Raw genomic sequence first — 17,327 nt, forward strand, 5'->3', positions numbered from 1 at the left:
CCGGATGTCCGGTGACCGCCCTCGCGGTGTGTGGTGGTGGTGTCAGCCGAGCAGGCCGCCGATGGGGTTCTGGCCGGCGCCGCCGGAGGAGCCACCACCGTCCGAGCCGCCGTCGGATCCGCCGTCCGAGCCGCCGTCGGAGCCGCCGGAGGCGGCGGAGCCCGATGAGCTGGGGCCCGCGTCGCCGGACGGGGGCTCCTGCGGGGCCGGGTCCTCCGGAGGTGCCTGGCCGGTGCCCTGGGTCTGGCTGGGCTGTCCCGTGCTCGCACCGGCCGTCGGGCCGGATTCCCGCTCGGATTCGGAGCCCTGGGTGGACTCCTCGGCCGACGGGGTGCCCGGGGCACTGGAGGGGGACGTCTCGGGGGTTCGGTTGTCCGGGGTCCGGGAGGGCTTCTGCTTCTTGCCCGTGGACTCGTCGGGGAGCGGGGAGCCGGGGAGCTGGTTGGTCGGGTAGCTGTCGGGGCCCGGCACGGTGACGACCTGCGTGGAGCGGACGGCGCCGCCGAGCATGGAGCCGACCAGCAGGGTCAGGCCGACGACGACGGTGGCGACCACGGTGCCGCGGCGCAGTACCCGGCGGCGGAGGTCCCAGATCGCGGAGCGGGGGCCGAGGGTGCGCCAGGCTTCTCCTGCGAGGCGTCCGTCGAGGGAGTAGACGGGGGCGCCGGCGATGACGAGGGGGCTCCAGGCGGCCAGCAGGATGATGTCGGGGGTGTCGTAGGCGGCGGCACCGCGCCAGCTGACCGTCACCAGCAGTGCGGCGGAGAGCAGTGCGCCGAAGGCCGCTGTGACCCGCTGCCAGAGTCCGAGGACGGTGAGGACGCCGACGACGACCTGCAGGAAGGCGACGGAGAGGCCGGCCGCGACGGGGTGGGCGAGCGCGAAGTCGCGCAGGGGTTCGGCGGCGGCCCAGGGGTGCAGTGAGGTCAGCCACTTGACCATGGAGCCGCGGTCGCCGCCGTCGAAGTAGGCGGGGTCGCAGAGCTTGCCCATGCCGGCGTAGATGGAGAGGAAGCCGAGGATGACGCGCAGCGGGAGGAGGACGACGCCGAGGTTCATACGGCGGCCGGGGTAGTAGGCGTGCCGGATGGTGTCGTTGGCGTGGCGTCGGTCCCCGGCGGGGGTGCCGTCCAGGCCCTCGGTGTCGGGGTCGTCGTCGTAGGGGACGTCGTAGGCGTCGCGCGAGGGCGTCTCGACGGCGTCGTAGGCGCCGACGGCCTGCCGCATGGGGGGCAGCAGCGGTCCGGTGCGGCCGCCCCCGGGCTGATGGGGTGCGAGGAGTACGGGGTTGGGCTGGGTCTCGTCGAGGCGCGGGATGACCTGCGTGCCGCCGCCCGCGTCGTCGTAGCCCGCGCCGAAGTCGCCGCCGGGGCGGGCGTCGAGGTGGCCGGCGGTGGAGTTCCGTACGGCTTGCAGGAGTCCGGTCGCTCCGGGGTCGCCCGGTTCGGACCTGCCGCTCCAGACGACGGGAGCCCGCCTCCGGCCGCCCGCGCCGCTCATGGCGGGGATCCTGGCCGGTCCGGCGGATCCCAGGGGGCGCAGACGGGGGCGCTGGCCCGGGGCGAGCTGCACCCGGAAGCTGGCGTGGCTGACGATGACCTGCGCGGGGTCGCTGTCCACCTTCGTCATGCTCAGGGCGGGTTGGTCGTCGAACCGAGGCGTTCTGGTGTCCACACTCATCTAACCGAGTGATGTGTGATTAGGACACTGCCTTGACGCGTCCGAAGTGTCCGAGACCCGTCAAGATCCGGCCAACCTGCGGCGGGCGGGAACTCCTTTACGCCCGCCGTACGTCAACCACCACAGCTTTCGGGGACATTGAGCGCAGGGGAATGGGACACAGTGGCCGGACAACAGCTCATCTTCAAGGACCTCTCCCGCTACCCGGTCATGGCCCAGGCTCTGGACAACCAGTGGCTTCCCAGCGATCTCGCAGCCGCACGGCAGCGTGCGAACGCCCCGTCGGGGCGTTCCCCGGACGACGTGGAAGCCGCCGCCGCAGAGCTGCGCCGCGCCCTGGTGAACAGCGGGACCCTGGTGGTCAACCGGGCGTACTTCATCAACAATCAAGCGGTTTCGGCCAACTACCTGCCCTCCGCCGACCCGTCCGAACGGCAGGCCTTCATCCACCTGCTGAACGGGAAGGCGCTCGTCCCGTTCCTCTACTCCGAGCGTGATCCAGCCGCCGAGTTCGCCTGGACGAACGACGCACAGGTGCACCGCGCCTGGCAGCGCCTGCTCGCCGACGAGGCGGAACCCGCCCTGGTTCGCTTCGACTGGGACGACGAGGCGAACCGGGAGGCGACGGAGAACATCAACCAGTTCTTCTCCAGCAGGCTCACGACCCTCATGCGGCTCCGCGAGGCCCCGCTGAAGAAGCACCTGGGCATCTCCCTCGCCCGGGCGCGGGCTATGAAGGAGGGCGTCCTCACCGACATCGCACGATGGGCCACGCAGCAGGATCTCTACGCGACCATCACGCGGGAGGCTGTGTACAAGGAGTTCCTGACCCGGCCCGGCACCGACGTGCACGAGGGACTGCTGAGGGAGGGCGAGCACGTCGTGGCGACCAAGCAGCTCATCGATCTGCTGTACAACCTCGGAGTCCCCAAGGCGAGCGGGCTCACCGCCCTGACTCCTCCGGGCTCGCCACCGAGATCGACGCTCCAGGAACTGCGCGACGACGTCCGCAACCGTCCCGACGACCCGGAGCAGATCGGCCTGCTGCTGCGCGACGTGTTCGCCGACGCCCTGCACCGGGCGGTGGACGGCCCCCGGTCCTACGGCTCGCTGTCCCTTTCCGACATCACACGTCTGCGGACCACCGAGGAGTGGAACGGCTACGTGAACGCCCTGGACTCCTTCGTACGGGGCAGTTTCAGGGACGGTCGGGTGCCCACGCCCGAGGAGTTCCGGGCCGGCACGGGTGATGTGGCCAGGCTGCACCGGGGAATGCTGCGGGCCGCGCGCAAGGCCAGCGGTACGCAGCAGGGTTTCCAGCGCGAGATGAAGGTGGCTCTGGTCCTGGAGTCCGCAGGGATAGCTCTGCAGGTGACGGCCGGTGAGGAGGTGTCCCTGCTGGCTGGCTCGCTGCAGATGGCCACGGCGCTCGCCGGTGCGCTGAGTGTGCGGCTGGAGTTCTTCGACCGGGAGGGCCGTGGAGCGCGCAGCGGGCTCGGGCATTCGCTGACGTTGCCGTCACTCCAGCTGCGCAACGTCAGGAAGGACTGGGAGGAGATCCTCAAGTCGTACGGCGGTCGCGTCGTGGAGACCGGCTCGGGCCCGCGCCGGGGCCAGGCCGACCAGCAGTCCCCGCATGTCTGAAGAGGACGAGGCCCGGGAAAACACACCAGATGAGTACCGAGTATTACGAGCGGCTGCGCCTGGAGCGCCCTGATCTGTTCGTCAACCAGTCCGGAGGCATCGAGATCCTCAGCGATCCGGAGGCGGTCGCCGAGGCGGGCGGTGTGCTGTACAGCGACCGCTACATCACGCTGCTGCGCGATCCGGTGCGTTTCCCGGACGGGTCCACCGGTTCGTACATCCGGTCGGTCAGCGCCACGTCGGCTCCGGGCTGCGCTGTGCTGCCGCTGCTCGACGGCGGGGTGGTGCTGATCGAGCACTTCCGCCACGCGACGCGTTCCTGGCACTGGGAGGTACCGCGCGGCTTCGGTACACCGGAGCTGTCCGCCGAGGAGAACGCGACCAAGGAACTGGCGGAGGAGATCGGCGCGGAGGCGCTGGAGATCATCCCGCTCGGCGAGGTGCACCCGGATTCGGGTACGACGGCCGACCGGGTGTCCCTCTTCGCGGCACGGATCGCCGGGACCGGATCGCTGGAAACCGCCGAGGCGATCCGCAGATGTGTGACCGTGCCGTTCGAGGAGGCCGAGGCGATGGTGGGAGACGGGCGGATCACGGACGGCTTCACCATCGCGGTACTGATGAGGGCGCGGCTGGCGGGCCTGACGGCTTGAAGGCCGTCAGGCCACGCTTCGGCCGGTCCCGCAGCAGGCGTCACGCCCGGCGGCGTGCCACCTCGTAGAGGACGATGCCCGCGGCGACACCGGCGTTCAGGGATTCGGCGCCACCCGGCATGGAGATCCGGACCCGGTAGTCGCAGGTCTCGCCGACGAGGCGGCCCAGGCCCTTGCCCTCGCTGCCGATGACGATGACGACGGGGCCGGCGAGGGCTTCGAGGTCCTCGACGGTGTGCTCGCCGTCGGCGGCGAGGCCGACGACGGTGATGCCCGCCTTCTGGTAGCCCTCCAGGGCGCGGGTCAGGTTGGTGACGCGCGAGACGGGTGTACGGGCCGCGGTGCCCGCCGAGGACTTCCAGGCTCCGGCCGTCATACCGGCCGCCCGGCGCTCGGGGACGACGACGCCGTGGCCGCCGAAGGCGGAGACGGAGCGGACGATCGCGCCGAGGTTTCGGGGGTCGGTGACGCCGTCGAGGGCGACGATCAGCGGGTCCTCGTTGTTGTCGTACGCGGCGGCGGTGAGGTCCTCCGGGTGCGCGTACTCGTACGGCGGGACCTGGAGGACGAGGCCCTGGTGGTTCAGGCCGTTCGTCATCCGGTCGAGCTCGGGGCGCGGGGCCTCCATGAGGTGGATGTTGCCGCGCTCACCGGCGAGCTGGAGGGCCTCGCGGACCCGCTCGTCGTTGTCGATGTACTGCTGGACGTACAGGGTGGTCGCGGGGACGCCGTCACGCAGCGCCTCGAAGACCGGGTTGCGGCCGACGACCATCTCCGACGTGCCCTTGGCGCCACCGCGGCGCGGGGCGGGGCGGCGTGCCACGGCCTGCTTGGCCTGGGCGTTCGCCACCCTGTTCTTCTTGTGTCCCTTGCGGGCGGAGGCGGGCGGCGTCGGTCCCTTGCCTTCGAGACCACGGCGTCGGTTACCGCCGCTGCCGACCTGCATGCCCTTCTTGTTGGACGTGCGGCGGTTCCTGCGCTGGCTGTTCCCGGCCATGACCTACCTGTTTCGTTGCTTCAGAAAAACGTCGTCAAGTGAAAGTGTGCCGCCCGGATGGCCGGGCGGCACATTTGCGCTGCTCACGCATGGTGCGAAGGTCCGCTCAGCGCGGTCCGAGCGTCCACCGGGGTCCGCTGGGGCTGTCCTCGATGACGAGGCCGGACTGGTTGAGCTGGTCGCGGATCGCGTCGGCTGCGGGCCAGTCCTTGCGCTCGCGGGCCGATTGGCGCTGGTCGAGGACGAGCCGTACGAGGGTGTCGACGACGCCGTGCAGGTCCTCGCCGCGGTCGCTCTCTCCCGCCCAGTGGGGGTCGAGCGGGTCCAGGCCGAGGACGCCGAGCATCGCGCGCACCTCGGCGAGGCGGGCGACGGCGGCTTCCTTGTCGTCGGCGGCGAGGGCGGAATTGCCCTGCCGGACGGTGGTGTGGACGATCGCGAGCGCCTGCGGGACGCCGAGGTCGTCGTCCATGGCCTCGGCGAACGCGGGCGGCACCTCGAGGGTGGCCTCGACCGGTCCCCCGGCCTTCTCCACCACGCGCTGGACGAAGCCCTCGATCCGCGCGAAGGCGGACTCGGCCTCGCGCAGGGCCTCCTCGCTGTACTCGATCATCGACCGGTAGTGCGGGGTGCCGAGGTAGTACCGCAGCACGATGGGGCGCCACCGCTTGACCATGTCGCTGACCAGCACGGAGTTGCCCAGGGACTTCGACATCTTCTCGCCGGACAGGGTGACCCAGCCGTTGTGGACCCAGTACTTCGCGAAGTCGTCGCCGAAGGCCTTGGCCTGCGCGATCTCGTTCTCGTGGTGCGGGAAGATCAGGTCGATCCCGCCGCCGTGGATGTCGAAGGCGGTGCCGAGGTACTTGTGCGCCATCGCGGAGCACTCCAGGTGCCACCCGGGGCGGCCGCGGCCCCACGGGGTCTCCCAGCTGGGCTCGCCCGGCTTGGATGCCTTCCACATGGCGAAGTCGCGCTTGTCCCGCTTGCCGGTCTCGTTGTCGCCCGAGGGCTGACGCAGGTCGTCGAGGTCCTGGTTGGAGAGCTCGAGGTATCCCTCGTACGAACGGACGTCGAAGTAGACGTTGCCGTCGGCCTCGTAGGCGTGGCCGCGCTCGATGAGGCCGCGCATCATCTCGATCATCTCGGGGATGTGCCCGGTGGCGCGCGGTTCGTACGTGGGCGGGAGGCAGCCCAAGGCGGCGTAGCCGTCGTTGAAGGCGCGTTCGTTCTCGTAGCCGATGGACCACCAGGGGCGGTTCTGCTCGGCCGACTTCTTGATGATCTTGTCGTCGATGTCGGTGACATTCCGGATGAACGTCACGTCGTAACCGCGGTACTCGAACCAGCGGCGCATGATGTCGAAGTTCAGTCCGGACCTGATGTGCCCGATGTGCGGGGCGGCCTGGACAGTCGCGCCACAGAGGTAGATCGAGACACAGCCCGCTGTGAGCGGGACGAAGTCACGGATCTGCCGGGCGTTGGTGTCATGCAGGCGAATAGTCACGCCTCAAGGGTAGTGGGCCCGCACCAGTGCCAAGGGCCCCCTGTGGAAAACGTGTCACTTGTAATCGGTGACGGTCGTACCGGGCTCCGGCGTGCGCTGCCCTGGGGACAGCGTCAGGGCGAGTCCCGCACCGGCCAGGGGGACGGCGGCGAGTACCGCCCACAGGACGGGGCCGGGTGTGTCGAGGAGCGTTCCGGTGGCGGCGCTGCCCACGAGGACGGCGAGGCCCGACACGGAGGACAGGGCTCCCGTGGCGAGGCCGAGCCGCTGGTCGTCGACGAGATCCGGTACGAGCCCCCGGGCGGCGGGGACCAGCAGCATCTGGCCGAGCGTGAGCAGGACGACGAGCGCGGCCCCGGGGAGCAGCCCGGCGGGCCCGGCCGGCGCGAGGGGCACCGCGGCGAATCCGGCGGCGACGACGGCGAGCCCCGCGACGAGGGCGGTACGGGGCGTGATGCGGCGGGCGGACCAGCGGGTCAGCGGCAGCTGGGCGACGACGAGCAGGGAGGAGAGCGCGAAGAGCCCGCCGAGCGCGCTCTGGGAGCCGGTGGCCCGCTCAACCTCCACCGGCAGGGCGAGGTAGAGCTGGTTGTAGGAGACGAGATAGCTGCTGTACACGAGGCAGAGCACCAAGAAGGGCCGGTTGGCGAAGACCTGGCGGGGAAGGACGCCGCCCGCTTCGGCGGTCCTGACGCGGCGCGGCCTGCGGGGCATGAGGCGGGCGTGTCCGGCGAGCACGCCGACGAAGACCAGGGCCCCGGCCAGGCACGCCGTCCGGAATCCGCCTCCCAGGAGCAGCAGCAGGCTGCCGAGCAGGGGGCCGAGGAACGCTCCGGCCTGGCCGGCGGCGGAGAAAACGGCCAGCACCTGGGCGCGCGGTGTCCCGGTCTCGGTCTCGTAGGTGACGGCGGTCCTGGCGGTCTCGGATTCGACGGCTGGTGAGAAGAGGGCGGCGGCGAAGCCGATGAGGAGGACGGCGCCGATGACGGTGGCGGTGGAGCCGGCCTGGGCGAGCCAGCAGAATCCGGCGATGCGCAGGACGCAGCCGGTGAGGACGACCGGCCGGGGGCCGTAGCGGTCGGTGAGGGCGCCGCCGACGACGAAGAGTCCCTGCTGGCTGAAGGTGCGCAGCCCGAGCACGAGTCCGACGAGCCACCCCGCCATGCCGAGTCCGTCGCCGAGGTGGGCGGCGAGGTAGGGCAGGACTGCGTAGAAGCCGGTGTTGAAGGCGAACTGGGTGGCTGTCAGGAGCCGGAGGTAGGGCTTGAGCTCCGGGTCGGCGCCGGGCCGGTTGCCCGCCGTGGCGGTCGTCATACGCGCCCTCGGCCGCGTACGGCCGCCGAGGTCAGCACCGCGAGCGCGCCGAGGGCGGCGAGAGCGGCGGCGGGGGCGAGGACGGCCCAGGGGGCGCGTTCGGCGTAGGGCATGTTCTCCGAGAGCATGCGGCCCCACTCCGGCGCCGGGGCGGGTGTCCCGAGGCCGAGGAAGCCGAGGGAGGCGAGCGCCAGTGCGATGGCCGGGATGCGCAGGACGGCGTGGCGTACGACCGGTGGCAGGACGCCGGGAAGGATGTGGCGGCGCAGCCGGTGCCATGGACCGGCGCCGAGGGCGAGGGCCACGGTGACGTGCGGGGCGGCGCGCTCCTGGGCGTACAGCGCTGAGGTATGGGCGGCGAGCGGGGCCCAGGCGACGGCGGCGACGGCGGCGGCCGCGCCCCAGGGGCCGGGGCCGGCGATCCCCGCGACGACGAGGCCGGCCAGGACCGCGGGCAGGGCGTTGGCCGTCTCGGTGAGGGCGCCGGCGCGGGCTGCCCCGGCGAGCAGTCCGAGGAGCAGCGTGACGGCGCCGACGGCGATCGCGGTGAGCACGGTCCTGACCGCTCCGTGGCCGAGGCGGGCGAGGATGTCGCGGCCCAGGGAGTCGGTGCCCAGCGGATGGGCCGCGGAGGGTGGGGTCAGGCGGGCGGCCGCATCGGCGTACAGGGGGTCGCGCAGCAGGCCCGTGAGGACGACGGCTATGAGGAGGGCTCCCAGGACCGCCGCCCCGGCGGACACGGTGCGGCGTGCGGGGAGGGCCGGCGCCACGAGCGGGGGAAGGGCGCCGTCGGTCCGTGCGGGGCCGAGCAGGGCCCTGGAGCCGAGCCGGGCCGCGAGTCCGGCGGCGGCGCCCAGGAGGAGCAGGAGCAGGACACAGGCCTGGAGGACGGGCAGGTCCTGGGCCAGGGCGGCGGCCAGGGCGGTGCCGCCGAGTCCGGGGACGGCGTAGAGCGTCTCGACGGCGACCGCGCCGCCGGTGAGGCCGACGACGACGAGGCCGAGCTGCGGCAGCAGTGCGGGCAGTGCTCGGCGCAGGGCGTGGGCCGCGATCCGGCGGGCGGGCATCCCGTGGGCGGTGGCGGCGCGCGCCCAGGGTTCGGCGAACGCGGCGGGCAGCGCGTCGTCGAGGAGCCGCCCGAGCAGCGCGCCGGCGGGGACGCCCATGGCGAGGGCCGGCAGGACGAGCTGGTCGGCGCCGCCCCAGCCGAGGGCGGGGAACCAGCCCAGCTGTACGGCGAGGACGGTGGCCAGTACGGCGGCGAGGAGGAATTCCGGCAGTGCGGCGAGCACGGCGGCGCCGACGCCCGCCCGGGTGGTGACGAGCCGGCGTCGGGCACCCCGCCGGAGCGTGCCGGCGACGAGGGCGAGCGCCAGGAGGACGGCGACGGCGAGCGAGGCGCCCATGAGGGTGAGGGAGACACCGAGGGCGGAGGTCACGTCGGGGCCGACCGGCTGTCCGGAGACCCAGGACTCCCCCAGGTCGCCGCGCAGCAGTCCGGACGCCCAGCCGCCGAGGACGTGCAGCGGGCCGCCGTCGAGTCCGGTCTCGGCGCGGATCGCGTCGAGCACGGCCGGTGTGGGCGGACGGTCCGCGTAGCGGGCGTGCAGGATGGTCAGCGCCGGATCGGTGCGGGTCAGTCCGGGCAGCAGGCCGATGACGGCGACGACGGCCAGGAGCGCGCCGAGCCGTCCGGCCAGGTACTTCACGCGGTCACCCGACGCGGGTGTCGGCGGTGATGAGGGTGCGTTCCATCGGGTCGAGGGCGACGCCTTCGACACGGGCGTCGTCGTAGCCCTGGACGAAGCGCTCGTGGACGAGCGGTACGAGGGCGTCGGCGCCGAGGACGGCGGCCTCGGCGGTCATCTCGGCGCCGTGGCGGGTGTCCGTGCCGGTCAGCGCGGCGGCCATGTCCACCGCGGCGTCGACATTCCTGTCGCACAGCTGGGAGATGTTGAAGCTGCCGTCGCAGGTGAAGTCGGAGGCGAGGTAGGAGACGGGGTCGGCGGTGTCCAGCAGGGTGTTGCGCGCCTGGATGAACGCGTCGTACTTCCCGGCGAGCGCGTCGGCCTCCATCTGCGCGTAGTCGCGGACGACCTGCTTGACGGTGAAGCCGCGCTTCTCGAGCTGCTGCTGGACCAGGGTCGCGACCTCGGGGAGTTCGGGCCGGTTGGTGTAGGTGGCGAGGACGATCTCCTTCGTCTTCGCCACCTCCCCGCGGCTCGCCGCCCCGGTCCGGCCGGCGGGCGCGGTGCGCTTCTCGGCGGCCCAGGGGATGCCGGGGCCGAGGAGTCCCTTCGCGGTGTCCGCCCGGCCCTCGTACACCCCGTCGACCAGGGCCTTGGAGTCGATGGCCTCGCGGGCGGCGGCGCGCATGGCCGGGTCGGCGAAGACCCCGCTCCGGGTGTTGAGGGAGAGGCCGTTGGTCCGGGCGGACGGGAACTCGTGGACGAACGAGTCGCCGAGCAGTGACGCCTGCGCGATCGGTACGTATTCGGCGACGTCGACGGCCTTCGTCCGCAGTGCGTTGGCGCGGGCGGTGCCGTCCGCGGCGAAGGTGACGTCAACACCCGGGGCCTTCGCCTTGTCGCCCCAGTAGTCGGCGTTGCGCTCGAGGGTGGCGGCGACAGCGCCCTTGACGTCGGTCAGGGTGAACGGGCCTGTGGCATGCCCGGCGGGGTTCACCTTGCCGTTCTTGTAGGCGCCGGCGGACAGGACGGTGAGGGACGGGTTGGCGAGCCGCTGCGGGAGCAGGGGGTCCGCTTCCTTCGTGACGATCCGTACGGTGTCCGCGTCGGTGGCCGTGGCCGTCAGGGGGGTGTCCGACAGCACCCGGGGCAGCGGGGACGCCTTGCCCGCGGCGGTGAGGGAGCGGACGACGGCGTCCGCGTCGACCTTCGCGCCGTCCTGGAAGGCGGCGTCGCGGAGGGTGAACGTCCAGGTGGTGGGGTCGTCCCGCTTCCAGGACGCTGCGAGGGCGGGCTGGGCCGCGCCGTTCCTGTCCAGGGTGGTGAGGCCCTCGATGACGGCGAGCCGGCTGAGGGTGACCGCGTCGTCCCCGTACGGGGACATGGCCTGGGCGGGCGGGAAGGCCATGACGACCCTGATCCGCTGCGCGTCGCCGGATGCCCCGGAGCCGCTCGACGAGGTGCAGGCGGCGAGGGGGAGCAGCAGGGCGGCGGTGGCGGCGATGACCGGCAGCGGGAGGCGTCGGCTTCGGGACGTAGGCATGGCGGTGACCCTATATGAAAACGATTATCATCTGATATTCGGGGTGGCCGTTCCCCCGAGACCGGGCATCGGCAGCTCGAAATGGATGATGCCCTGGCCTCCGCCCGGCAGCGCGCGCTCGTCGCAGACCTCATGGGCGAGCGACCGCCAGAACGGCTCGGCGCCCGGCACGGCCGGATCGGTGTGCAGATAGAGCGAGGTGTAGCCGCCCGCCCGCGCGGCGAAGTCCCCGAGCTCCCGCACCAGCTCGCGGGCCAGGCCGTGCCTGCGGTGTTCGGGGCGTACGTAGATCCGGCACAGCTGGGCCGTGGAACCGGAGGGGAAGCGGTCAGCGACCCACTGCGGATTGGGCGGCGCCTGCGGGCCCCGGTCGCGTACCGCGCCCGTCGCCACGACCTCGTCGCCGCGCACGACGACCAGGAGCGTGCAGCGCGCGGGGCGCAGATAGGCACTTTCGAGGTCGATGATGTCGGCGTGCCAGCGGGGTACGTAGCCCGAGCGCAGGTCGCGGTAGACCGTGTCCAGCATGACGGCCCGCGCGCCGCCGACGTCCTGCGCGGTGGCGGTCCGCAGGACGTACCCGTCCGCACCGGCCGGCGCGTCCGGCATCCTCGTCGCCCCGGCGGTCGCGCTCACCACTGACGCTCACCCTCGCTCTCGGCCTGTACGGCACATCACTTGCCGCACCAGCGTACGTGCAAGCGATGTGCAATAAGGCGGCGGGGCTTCATGGCGGCGTCCGCCGGGACGAATGCCCGCGGGACCCTGGCCGCGGGCCCGTGCGTCAGCCTTCGGCGCGGTAGACCAAGGCGGTCGCGATGCCTGCGATGCCCTCGCCCCGGCCGGTGAAGCCGAGGCCGTCGGAGGTGGCGGCGGAGAGCGAGACGGGGGCGCCGACCGCGTCGGACAGCACCTTCTGGGCCTCGTCGCGCCGCTTGCCGATCTTCGGCCGGAGGCCGACGACCTGCACGGCCACATTGCCGATCCCGAAGCCTTCGGCGCGCACGATCCGGGCGGCCTCGGTGAGCAGGGTGACGCCGGACGCGCCCGACCACTCCGGGCGGCCGGTGCCGAAGTGCTGCCCCAGGTCACCGAGACCGGCGGCGGAGAACAGGGCGTTGCAGGCGGCGTGTGCCACGACATCGGCGTCGGAGTGCCCGGCGAGGCCGGGACCCTCGCCCTCCCACAGCAGCCCGGCGCACCAGAGCTCGCGGCCCTCCTCGAAGGCGTGGATGTCGGTCCCGATGCCGACGAGCGGGATCACGGGAGCCGGCCGCTGCTGCTTCACTGCCTCAGAATCCATCGTTCGCCCTCCGGCGTGCGAGAACGGCCTCCGCCAGGACCAGGTCCAGGGGCCGGGTCACCTTGAACGCTTCTTCGTGCCCGGGAACGACGACGACCGGCGAGCCCAGCCGCTCGACCATGCCCGCGTCGTCGGTCGCGCCCTCGCCGTCGACGGCCACGCTCTCGTGCGCCCGGGTGAGTACCTCCCGGTCGAAGCCCTGGGGCGTCTGCACGGCCCGCAGGCGCGCCCGTACGGGGGTCGAGAGGACCGGCTCCGGCGCGCCCGCCTCACCCGGCTCGACCTCCTTGACGGTGTCGGCGAGAGGAAGCGCGGGAACGACGGCCGGAGCCCCGTCCCGTACGGCTTCGATGACGGCGTCCACGGTGTCGACCGGCACGAGGGGCCGGGCCGCGTCATGGACGAGCACGACGGAGACGTCGTCCGGCAGGGCGTCGAGGCCGAGCTTCACGGACTCCTGGCGTGTCGAACCGCCGGGGACGACGACGTAGTCGGTGCGCTCGGGCAGGGCGTGCCCGTCGATGAGGTTCTTGACCTCGGGCGCGCCGTCCGGGGGTGCGACCACGACGACGAGGGTGACGGCGCGGGACGCCGCCATGGCCCGCACGGCATGGATCAGCATGGGCGTACCGCCGAGCGCTCGCAGCGCCTTCGGGGTACCGGGCCCGAGCCGGACTCCGCGGCCCGCTGCGGGGATCACCGCCGCGGTGCGGGAGGGGCTCGGTTCAGCAGGCGTCGGTGACATCGATGACATCGGTTGCACTCCGAAGCTTCGGCAGGTTTGTTTCCACGGCCGACATGGGTATGGCCTGGGGGTGCCCCCGACCGTAGGTTGGGGGAGCCGGGCGCGACGCCTTGACTTGACCGGGACCCCTTCCGTGACCCCTGGTCGGCCAAGCCGCAGCGGGCCCGGTGGAGATTTTCATAGGGGACGCGAGAGCGCCGGAAGACTACCCGGGCGGATCCTTGTTCGGATCCGAACATGCCGCAGCGCCCGACGACTTACCGTAAATACGGCTGGTCAGCGGGCACCGCGGCACATTTTCTACGACCGGATTCAGTTCGCCGGCATCATCCGGTCACCGGTGTCGTCCGGTTCAGGACGCGAGGACCTCGTCGAGCAGAGCCTCGGCCTTGTCCTCGTTCGTGTTCTCCGCGAGAGCGAGCTCGCTCACCAGGATCTGGCGGGCCTTGGCGAGCATGCGCTTCTCACCTGCGGAGAGTCCACGCTCGCGCTCGCGACGCCACAGGTCACGCACCACTTCGGCGACCTTGATGACATCGCCGGAGGCGAGCTTCTCGAGATTTGCCTTGTAGCGTCGGGACCAGTTCGTCGGCTCTTCGGCGTACGGCGCGCGCAGCACCTCGAAGACCCGGTCCAGCCCTTCCTGCCCGACTACGTCACGCACACCGACGAACTCCGCATTGTCCGCCGGTACACGAACCGTCAAGTCGCCCTGGGCGACCTTGAGCACCAAGTAGGTCTTGTCCACGCCTTTGATCTGGCGAGTTTCGATAGCCTCGATCAGCGCGGCCCCGTGATGGGGATAGACCACGGTGTCGCCAACCTTGAACGTCATGTGACAGGTACCCCTTCCGTGGCTATCCAGAGTAACACGAGAACGGCTTCTCCTGAATGGCGTTTTCGCAGGTCAGGGCATATCTCGGGGCTTGACAACTGCAACACGAACGTGCTGCGAGAGCCTTCCGGAAGGCGATATTCGCAGGTCGGAGCAGGCGCGCGGCCGAGCCGAAACACGTGCGTCACAGGCGCCGGAAGCCCTCCAGAAGGGGCCGAACGTCCCGTTTTGCCGGATTCCAGATGGTGAACTTTCTGTACTCCGTTCGGACCTCGATCACTCGTACGGCCCTTAGCGTCGATGGCCAATGAAATTGATCAACGGCCCCGGGCCAGGTGGATTATGCGCGAGAAATGCGCCGCGGTCCGGAAATCGATCATCGGACGATCAACGCACCGCTCACCCGCGTTTTGTGAACGCCGTGCGAATCCTCGCGGCCGGGCGGACGGCCGCGACGGGGCGGGGAGATGTCCACGCCGCGGCCGGGGGTGCCGGTCCACAGGTCGGGCGGCCCCAGGGGCGGGTCGGGTGCGGGGCCGGGACGACGGCTCGGTAACCTGAGCCCGCTGACACACACTTAGGGCGGCTTTACGGCCGCTCGGGCCTTCCTGTCCGCAGAGTCCGAAGTCCGCAGTCCGAACGTTCAAGGAGTTGCCGCCGCCGTGAGCCGCAGCCTTCGACACGGCGCCCTCGCCGCCACTGCCCTCGTGTTCTCGATCGCCGCCCTGTCCGCGTGCAGTGCCGGCAATGACGCGCAGACGCTTCAGGTCAGGCCGGACAACGCAGCCACCGCTGTCGACAACATCAAGATCCAGAACCTGAACATCATCACCCAGCCCGAGCCGGACGCCGAGGGCCCGGCGGTCATCGCCGCCACCCTCTTCAACGACGGCACGAAGCGTGAGGTCGTGGAGAAGGTCACCCTGCCGGGCACCCGCGCCACGGTGAAGCTGCAGGCCGCCAAGGGCAAGGGGCCGCTCGTGGTCCCGGCCGGCGGACGGGTCATCATCGGCGGGAAGAACAACGCCTCGGCCGTCATCGAGAACGGCCGCGAGGCAGGGGCGAACGGCAACGTGCAGACCGTCGCCTTCACGTTCAGCGAGACGGGCGACATCGAGCTCGGCGCCGCCATCGTCCCGGCGACCAGCTTCTTCGAGGGCTTCGGCCCGAGCGCGCTGCCGTCCGCGAAGCCCACGGCCAAGCCCTCGGACTCCACGTCCGAGACGCCGGGTGAGCAGTCAGAGGCACCGGGCGAGGGGTCCGAGAGCCCCTCGGCCACGGGCACGCCGACGGACGAAGCCGCCGCCGACCACTGATCGCGCGCGTGGGGGTGTCTCCGCCGGATACACCCCCACGTAGCCCGCAGCCCTCGGTTTACGGCTCGAACTTGTATCCCAGGCCCCGCACCGTCACCAGGTAACGCGGCGCTCCGGGATCGGGCTCGATCTTGGCGCGGAGCCGCTTGACGTGGACGTCCAGGGTCTTGGTGTCGCCGACGTAGTCCGCACCCCACACCCGGTCGATCAGCTGCATGCGCGTCAGCACGCGCCCCGCGTTGCGCAGGAGCATCTCGAGGAGGTCGAACTCCTTCAGCGGGAGGTCGACCTTGCCACCGGAGACCGTGACGACGTGGCGGTCCACGTCCATCCGGACCGGGCCGGCTTCCAGGGCGGCCGGGCTGACCTCCTCCGGCTCGCCGCGGCGGCGCAGGACCGCGCGGATGCGGGCCACCAGCTCCCGCGAGGAGAAGGGCTTGGTCACATAGTCGTCGGCTCCTATTTCCAGGCCCACGACCTTGTCGATCTCGCTGTCCTTGGCGGTGACCATGATCACCGGGACGTTCGACCGGACACGCAGCTGCCGGCAGACCTCCGTGCCGGGCAGGCCCGGCAGCATCAGGTCGAGCAGCACGAGGTCGGCGCCGTTGCGCTCGAACTCGTCGAGGCCGTCCGGGCCGGTGGCCGCGATGGCCACCTCGAAGCCTTCCTTGCGGAGCATGTAGGACAGGGCGTCGCTGAAGGATTCCTCATCCTCGACGACAAGCACTCGGGTCACGGAAGGGCCTCCGGGGCAGGGAATGGTTCAAGAGAATCGGTCTCGTACGGCCCGTCGTCGTCAACAGCACCGTTGACGACGAAGGGTCCGCCGGTGGTACGACCCCGTACGACACCCGACTCGGGCAGTCGCAGGGTGAACGTGGAGCCCTGTCCCTCCGAGCTCCATACGGTGACCTCCCCGCCGTGCGAGGCGGCCACATGCTTGACGATGGCGAGGCCGAGACCGGTGCCACCGGTGGCCCGTGAGCGGGCCGGGTCGACGCGGTAGAACCGCTCGAAGACACGCTCACGGTCCTTCTCGGAGATGCCGATGCCCTGGTCGGTCACGGCTATCTCGATCAGATCCCCGCCGGGCGCGGCCAGCTTCCGGGCGGCGATGCCGACACGGGTGCGGGCGGGGCTGTAGTTGACGGCATTCTCCACGAGATTGCCGAGGGCGGCCGCGAGCTGGCTCCGGTTCCCCCAGACGAAGAGGTCCGCGGTGCCGCCCGAGGCCATGGTGATCTGCTTCGAACCGGCCTGCTGCCGGCACCGGTCGATGGCCTCGACGACCAGGTCGTCCACCCGTACGGGTTCGGCGTCCTCGAGCGGGTCGTCGTTCTGCACCCGGGAGAGGTCGATGAGTTCCTGGACGAGGTTGGTCAGCCGGGTCGCCTCGATCTCCATACGGCCGGCGAACCGCTGCACCGCCTCCGGGTCGTCGGAGGCGTCCATGACTGCCTCGGAGAGCAGGGACAGCGCGCCGACCGGGGTCTTGAGCTCATGGCTGACGTTGGCGACGAAGTCGCGCCGCACCGCTTCTATGCGACGGGCCTCCGTCAGGTCCTCGACCAGCAGCAGGACCAGGCGTGAGCCCAGCGGGGCGACCCGGGCCGAGACTGCGAGCGCCTCGCCCCGGCCTGTACCGCGACGCGGGAGATCCAGCTCGACCTGCCGTATCTCACCGTCCCGCCGGGTGTCCCTGGCCATGTGGAGCATCGGCTCGACCGCCAGGCGCCCGCCCCTGACCAGCCCCAGCGCGTACGCGGCGGAGCTGGCCTTGACGACGCTGTCGCTCTCGTCGAGCACGACGGCCGACGAGCTGAGCACGGAAAGGACCGTGTCCACCCCCGGGGGGAGAGCGGCGTTGCCGTCGGGCCGCAGGGACGTACGCGTCGGGCGCTTCTGCTCGCGTTCGCTCCAGCGGAACGCCAGCATGGCGATCACACCGGTACAAAGCCCGGCGATCGCGGCAGCTGCGGCGACCGCCGCGTTCACGTCCATGCTTCAAGGTTATGCGGGCGCGCCGACACTCTCCCAGCCATCCGGGTGCTATCTCGAACACTCGTCGCCCAGAGTTCACCAAGGGGATAGTGACGGTT

15 protein-coding genes are annotated in these 17,327 nt (G+C 71.4%); 3 read left to right on the top strand and 12 right to left on the bottom strand.

The annotated features are described in order from the left end of the window. Window positions 1–42: 42 nt before the first annotated feature. Window positions 43–1,680 carry a DoxX family membrane protein gene (locus tag ACFWFI_RS18675; protein ID WP_387391160.1) on the bottom strand — a complete coding sequence of 546 codons (1,638 nt, stop codon included), beginning with the start codon at window positions 1,678–1,680 and terminating at the stop codon, window positions 43–45. 162 nt (window positions 1,681–1,842) lie between these two features. Between ACFWFI_RS18675 and ACFWFI_RS18680 the strand changes: the two genes are divergently transcribed. Further along, window positions 1,843–3,324 (top strand): hypothetical protein, encoded by a 1,482-nt coding sequence (locus tag ACFWFI_RS18680; protein WP_387391163.1) that lies wholly within the window; start codon window positions 1,843–1,845, stop codon window positions 3,322–3,324. A gap of 29 nt (window positions 3,325–3,353) precedes the next feature. After that, a complete protein-coding gene (locus ACFWFI_RS18685; RefSeq protein ID WP_387391165.1) occupies window positions 3,354–3,977 on the top strand; it encodes an NUDIX hydrolase in 624 nt (207 codons plus the stop codon). Window positions 3,978–4,017: 40 nt separating this feature from the next. Here ACFWFI_RS18685 and rlmB read toward each other — a convergent pair whose 3' ends face one another. The 9 genes from rlmB to ACFWFI_RS18730 form a co-directional block, all read right to left on the bottom strand. After that, window positions 4,018–4,974, bottom strand: a complete 957-nt coding sequence (gene rlmB / locus ACFWFI_RS18690) for a 23S rRNA (guanosine(2251)-2'-O)-methyltransferase RlmB (RefSeq protein WP_387391167.1) — start codon at window positions 4,972–4,974, stop codon at window positions 4,018–4,020. Between the two features lie 106 nt (window positions 4,975–5,080). Continuing rightward, window positions 5,081–6,481 carry a cysteine--tRNA ligase gene (cysS, locus tag ACFWFI_RS18695; RefSeq protein WP_387391170.1) on the bottom strand — a complete coding sequence of 467 codons (1,401 nt, stop codon included), beginning with the start codon at window positions 6,479–6,481 and terminating at the stop codon, window positions 5,081–5,083. Window positions 6,482–6,535: 54 nt separating this feature from the next. Then, complete coding sequence (locus ACFWFI_RS18700; protein WP_387391173.1) at window positions 6,536–7,795, bottom strand: MFS transporter; 1,260 nt, start codon at window positions 7,793–7,795, stop codon at window positions 6,536–6,538. Further along, complete coding sequence (locus tag ACFWFI_RS18705; protein WP_387391175.1) at window positions 7,792–9,504, bottom strand: ABC transporter permease subunit; 1,713 nt, start codon at window positions 9,502–9,504, stop codon at window positions 7,792–7,794. Before ACFWFI_RS18705 ends, ACFWFI_RS18700 begins: the two co-directional genes overlap by 4 nt. A 4-nt stretch (window positions 9,505–9,508) precedes the next feature. Next, the gene (locus tag ACFWFI_RS18710; protein ID WP_387391177.1) at window positions 9,509–11,026 is read right to left on the bottom strand and encodes an ABC transporter substrate-binding protein; all 1,518 of its coding nucleotides are present in this window, start codon (window positions 11,024–11,026) and stop codon (window positions 9,509–9,511) included. Between the two features lie 27 nt (window positions 11,027–11,053). Continuing rightward, the gene (locus tag ACFWFI_RS18715; RefSeq protein WP_387391215.1) at window positions 11,054–11,635 is read right to left on the bottom strand and encodes a GNAT family N-acetyltransferase; all 582 of its coding nucleotides are present in this window, start codon (window positions 11,633–11,635) and stop codon (window positions 11,054–11,056) included. Window positions 11,636–11,810: 175 nt separating this feature from the next. Continuing rightward, complete coding sequence (gene ispF / locus ACFWFI_RS18720) at window positions 11,811–12,329, bottom strand: 2-C-methyl-D-erythritol 2,4-cyclodiphosphate synthase (RefSeq protein ID WP_387391180.1); 519 nt, start codon at window positions 12,327–12,329, stop codon at window positions 11,811–11,813. After that, a complete protein-coding gene (ispD, locus tag ACFWFI_RS18725; protein ID WP_387391183.1) occupies window positions 12,319–13,083 on the bottom strand; it encodes a 2-C-methyl-D-erythritol 4-phosphate cytidylyltransferase in 765 nt (254 codons plus the stop codon). The genes ispF and ispD overlap by 11 nt, the downstream gene beginning before the upstream one ends. 343 nt (window positions 13,084–13,426) lie before the next feature. After that, window positions 13,427–13,909: a CarD family transcriptional regulator gene (locus tag ACFWFI_RS18730; RefSeq protein ID WP_006380568.1), complete on the bottom strand. Its 483-nt coding sequence runs from the start codon at window positions 13,907–13,909 to the stop codon at window positions 13,427–13,429. Window positions 13,910–14,571: 662 nt separating this feature from the next. On the opposite strand from ACFWFI_RS18730, the gene ACFWFI_RS18735 reads away from it, so the two are divergent. Further along, complete coding sequence (locus tag ACFWFI_RS18735) at window positions 14,572–15,225, top strand: DUF461 domain-containing protein (RefSeq protein ID WP_387391186.1); 654 nt, start codon at window positions 14,572–14,574, stop codon at window positions 15,223–15,225. A 58-nt stretch (window positions 15,226–15,283) separates the two neighbouring features. On the opposite strand, the gene ACFWFI_RS18740 is transcribed toward ACFWFI_RS18735, so the two are convergent. Beyond that, complete coding sequence (locus ACFWFI_RS18740; RefSeq protein ID WP_387391189.1) at window positions 15,284–15,964, bottom strand: response regulator; 681 nt, start codon at window positions 15,962–15,964, stop codon at window positions 15,284–15,286. Then, entirely contained in the window at window positions 15,961–17,229 is a 1,269-nt protein-coding gene (locus ACFWFI_RS18745) for a sensor histidine kinase (protein WP_387391191.1), read from the bottom strand. The genes ACFWFI_RS18740 and ACFWFI_RS18745 overlap by 4 nt, the downstream gene beginning before the upstream one ends. Window positions 17,230–17,327: the final 98 nt, after the last annotated feature.

Source organism: Streptomyces sp. NPDC060209, assembly GCF_042728155.1.
Taxonomy (GTDB): domain Bacteria; phylum Actinomycetota; class Actinomycetes; order Streptomycetales; family Streptomycetaceae; genus Streptomyces.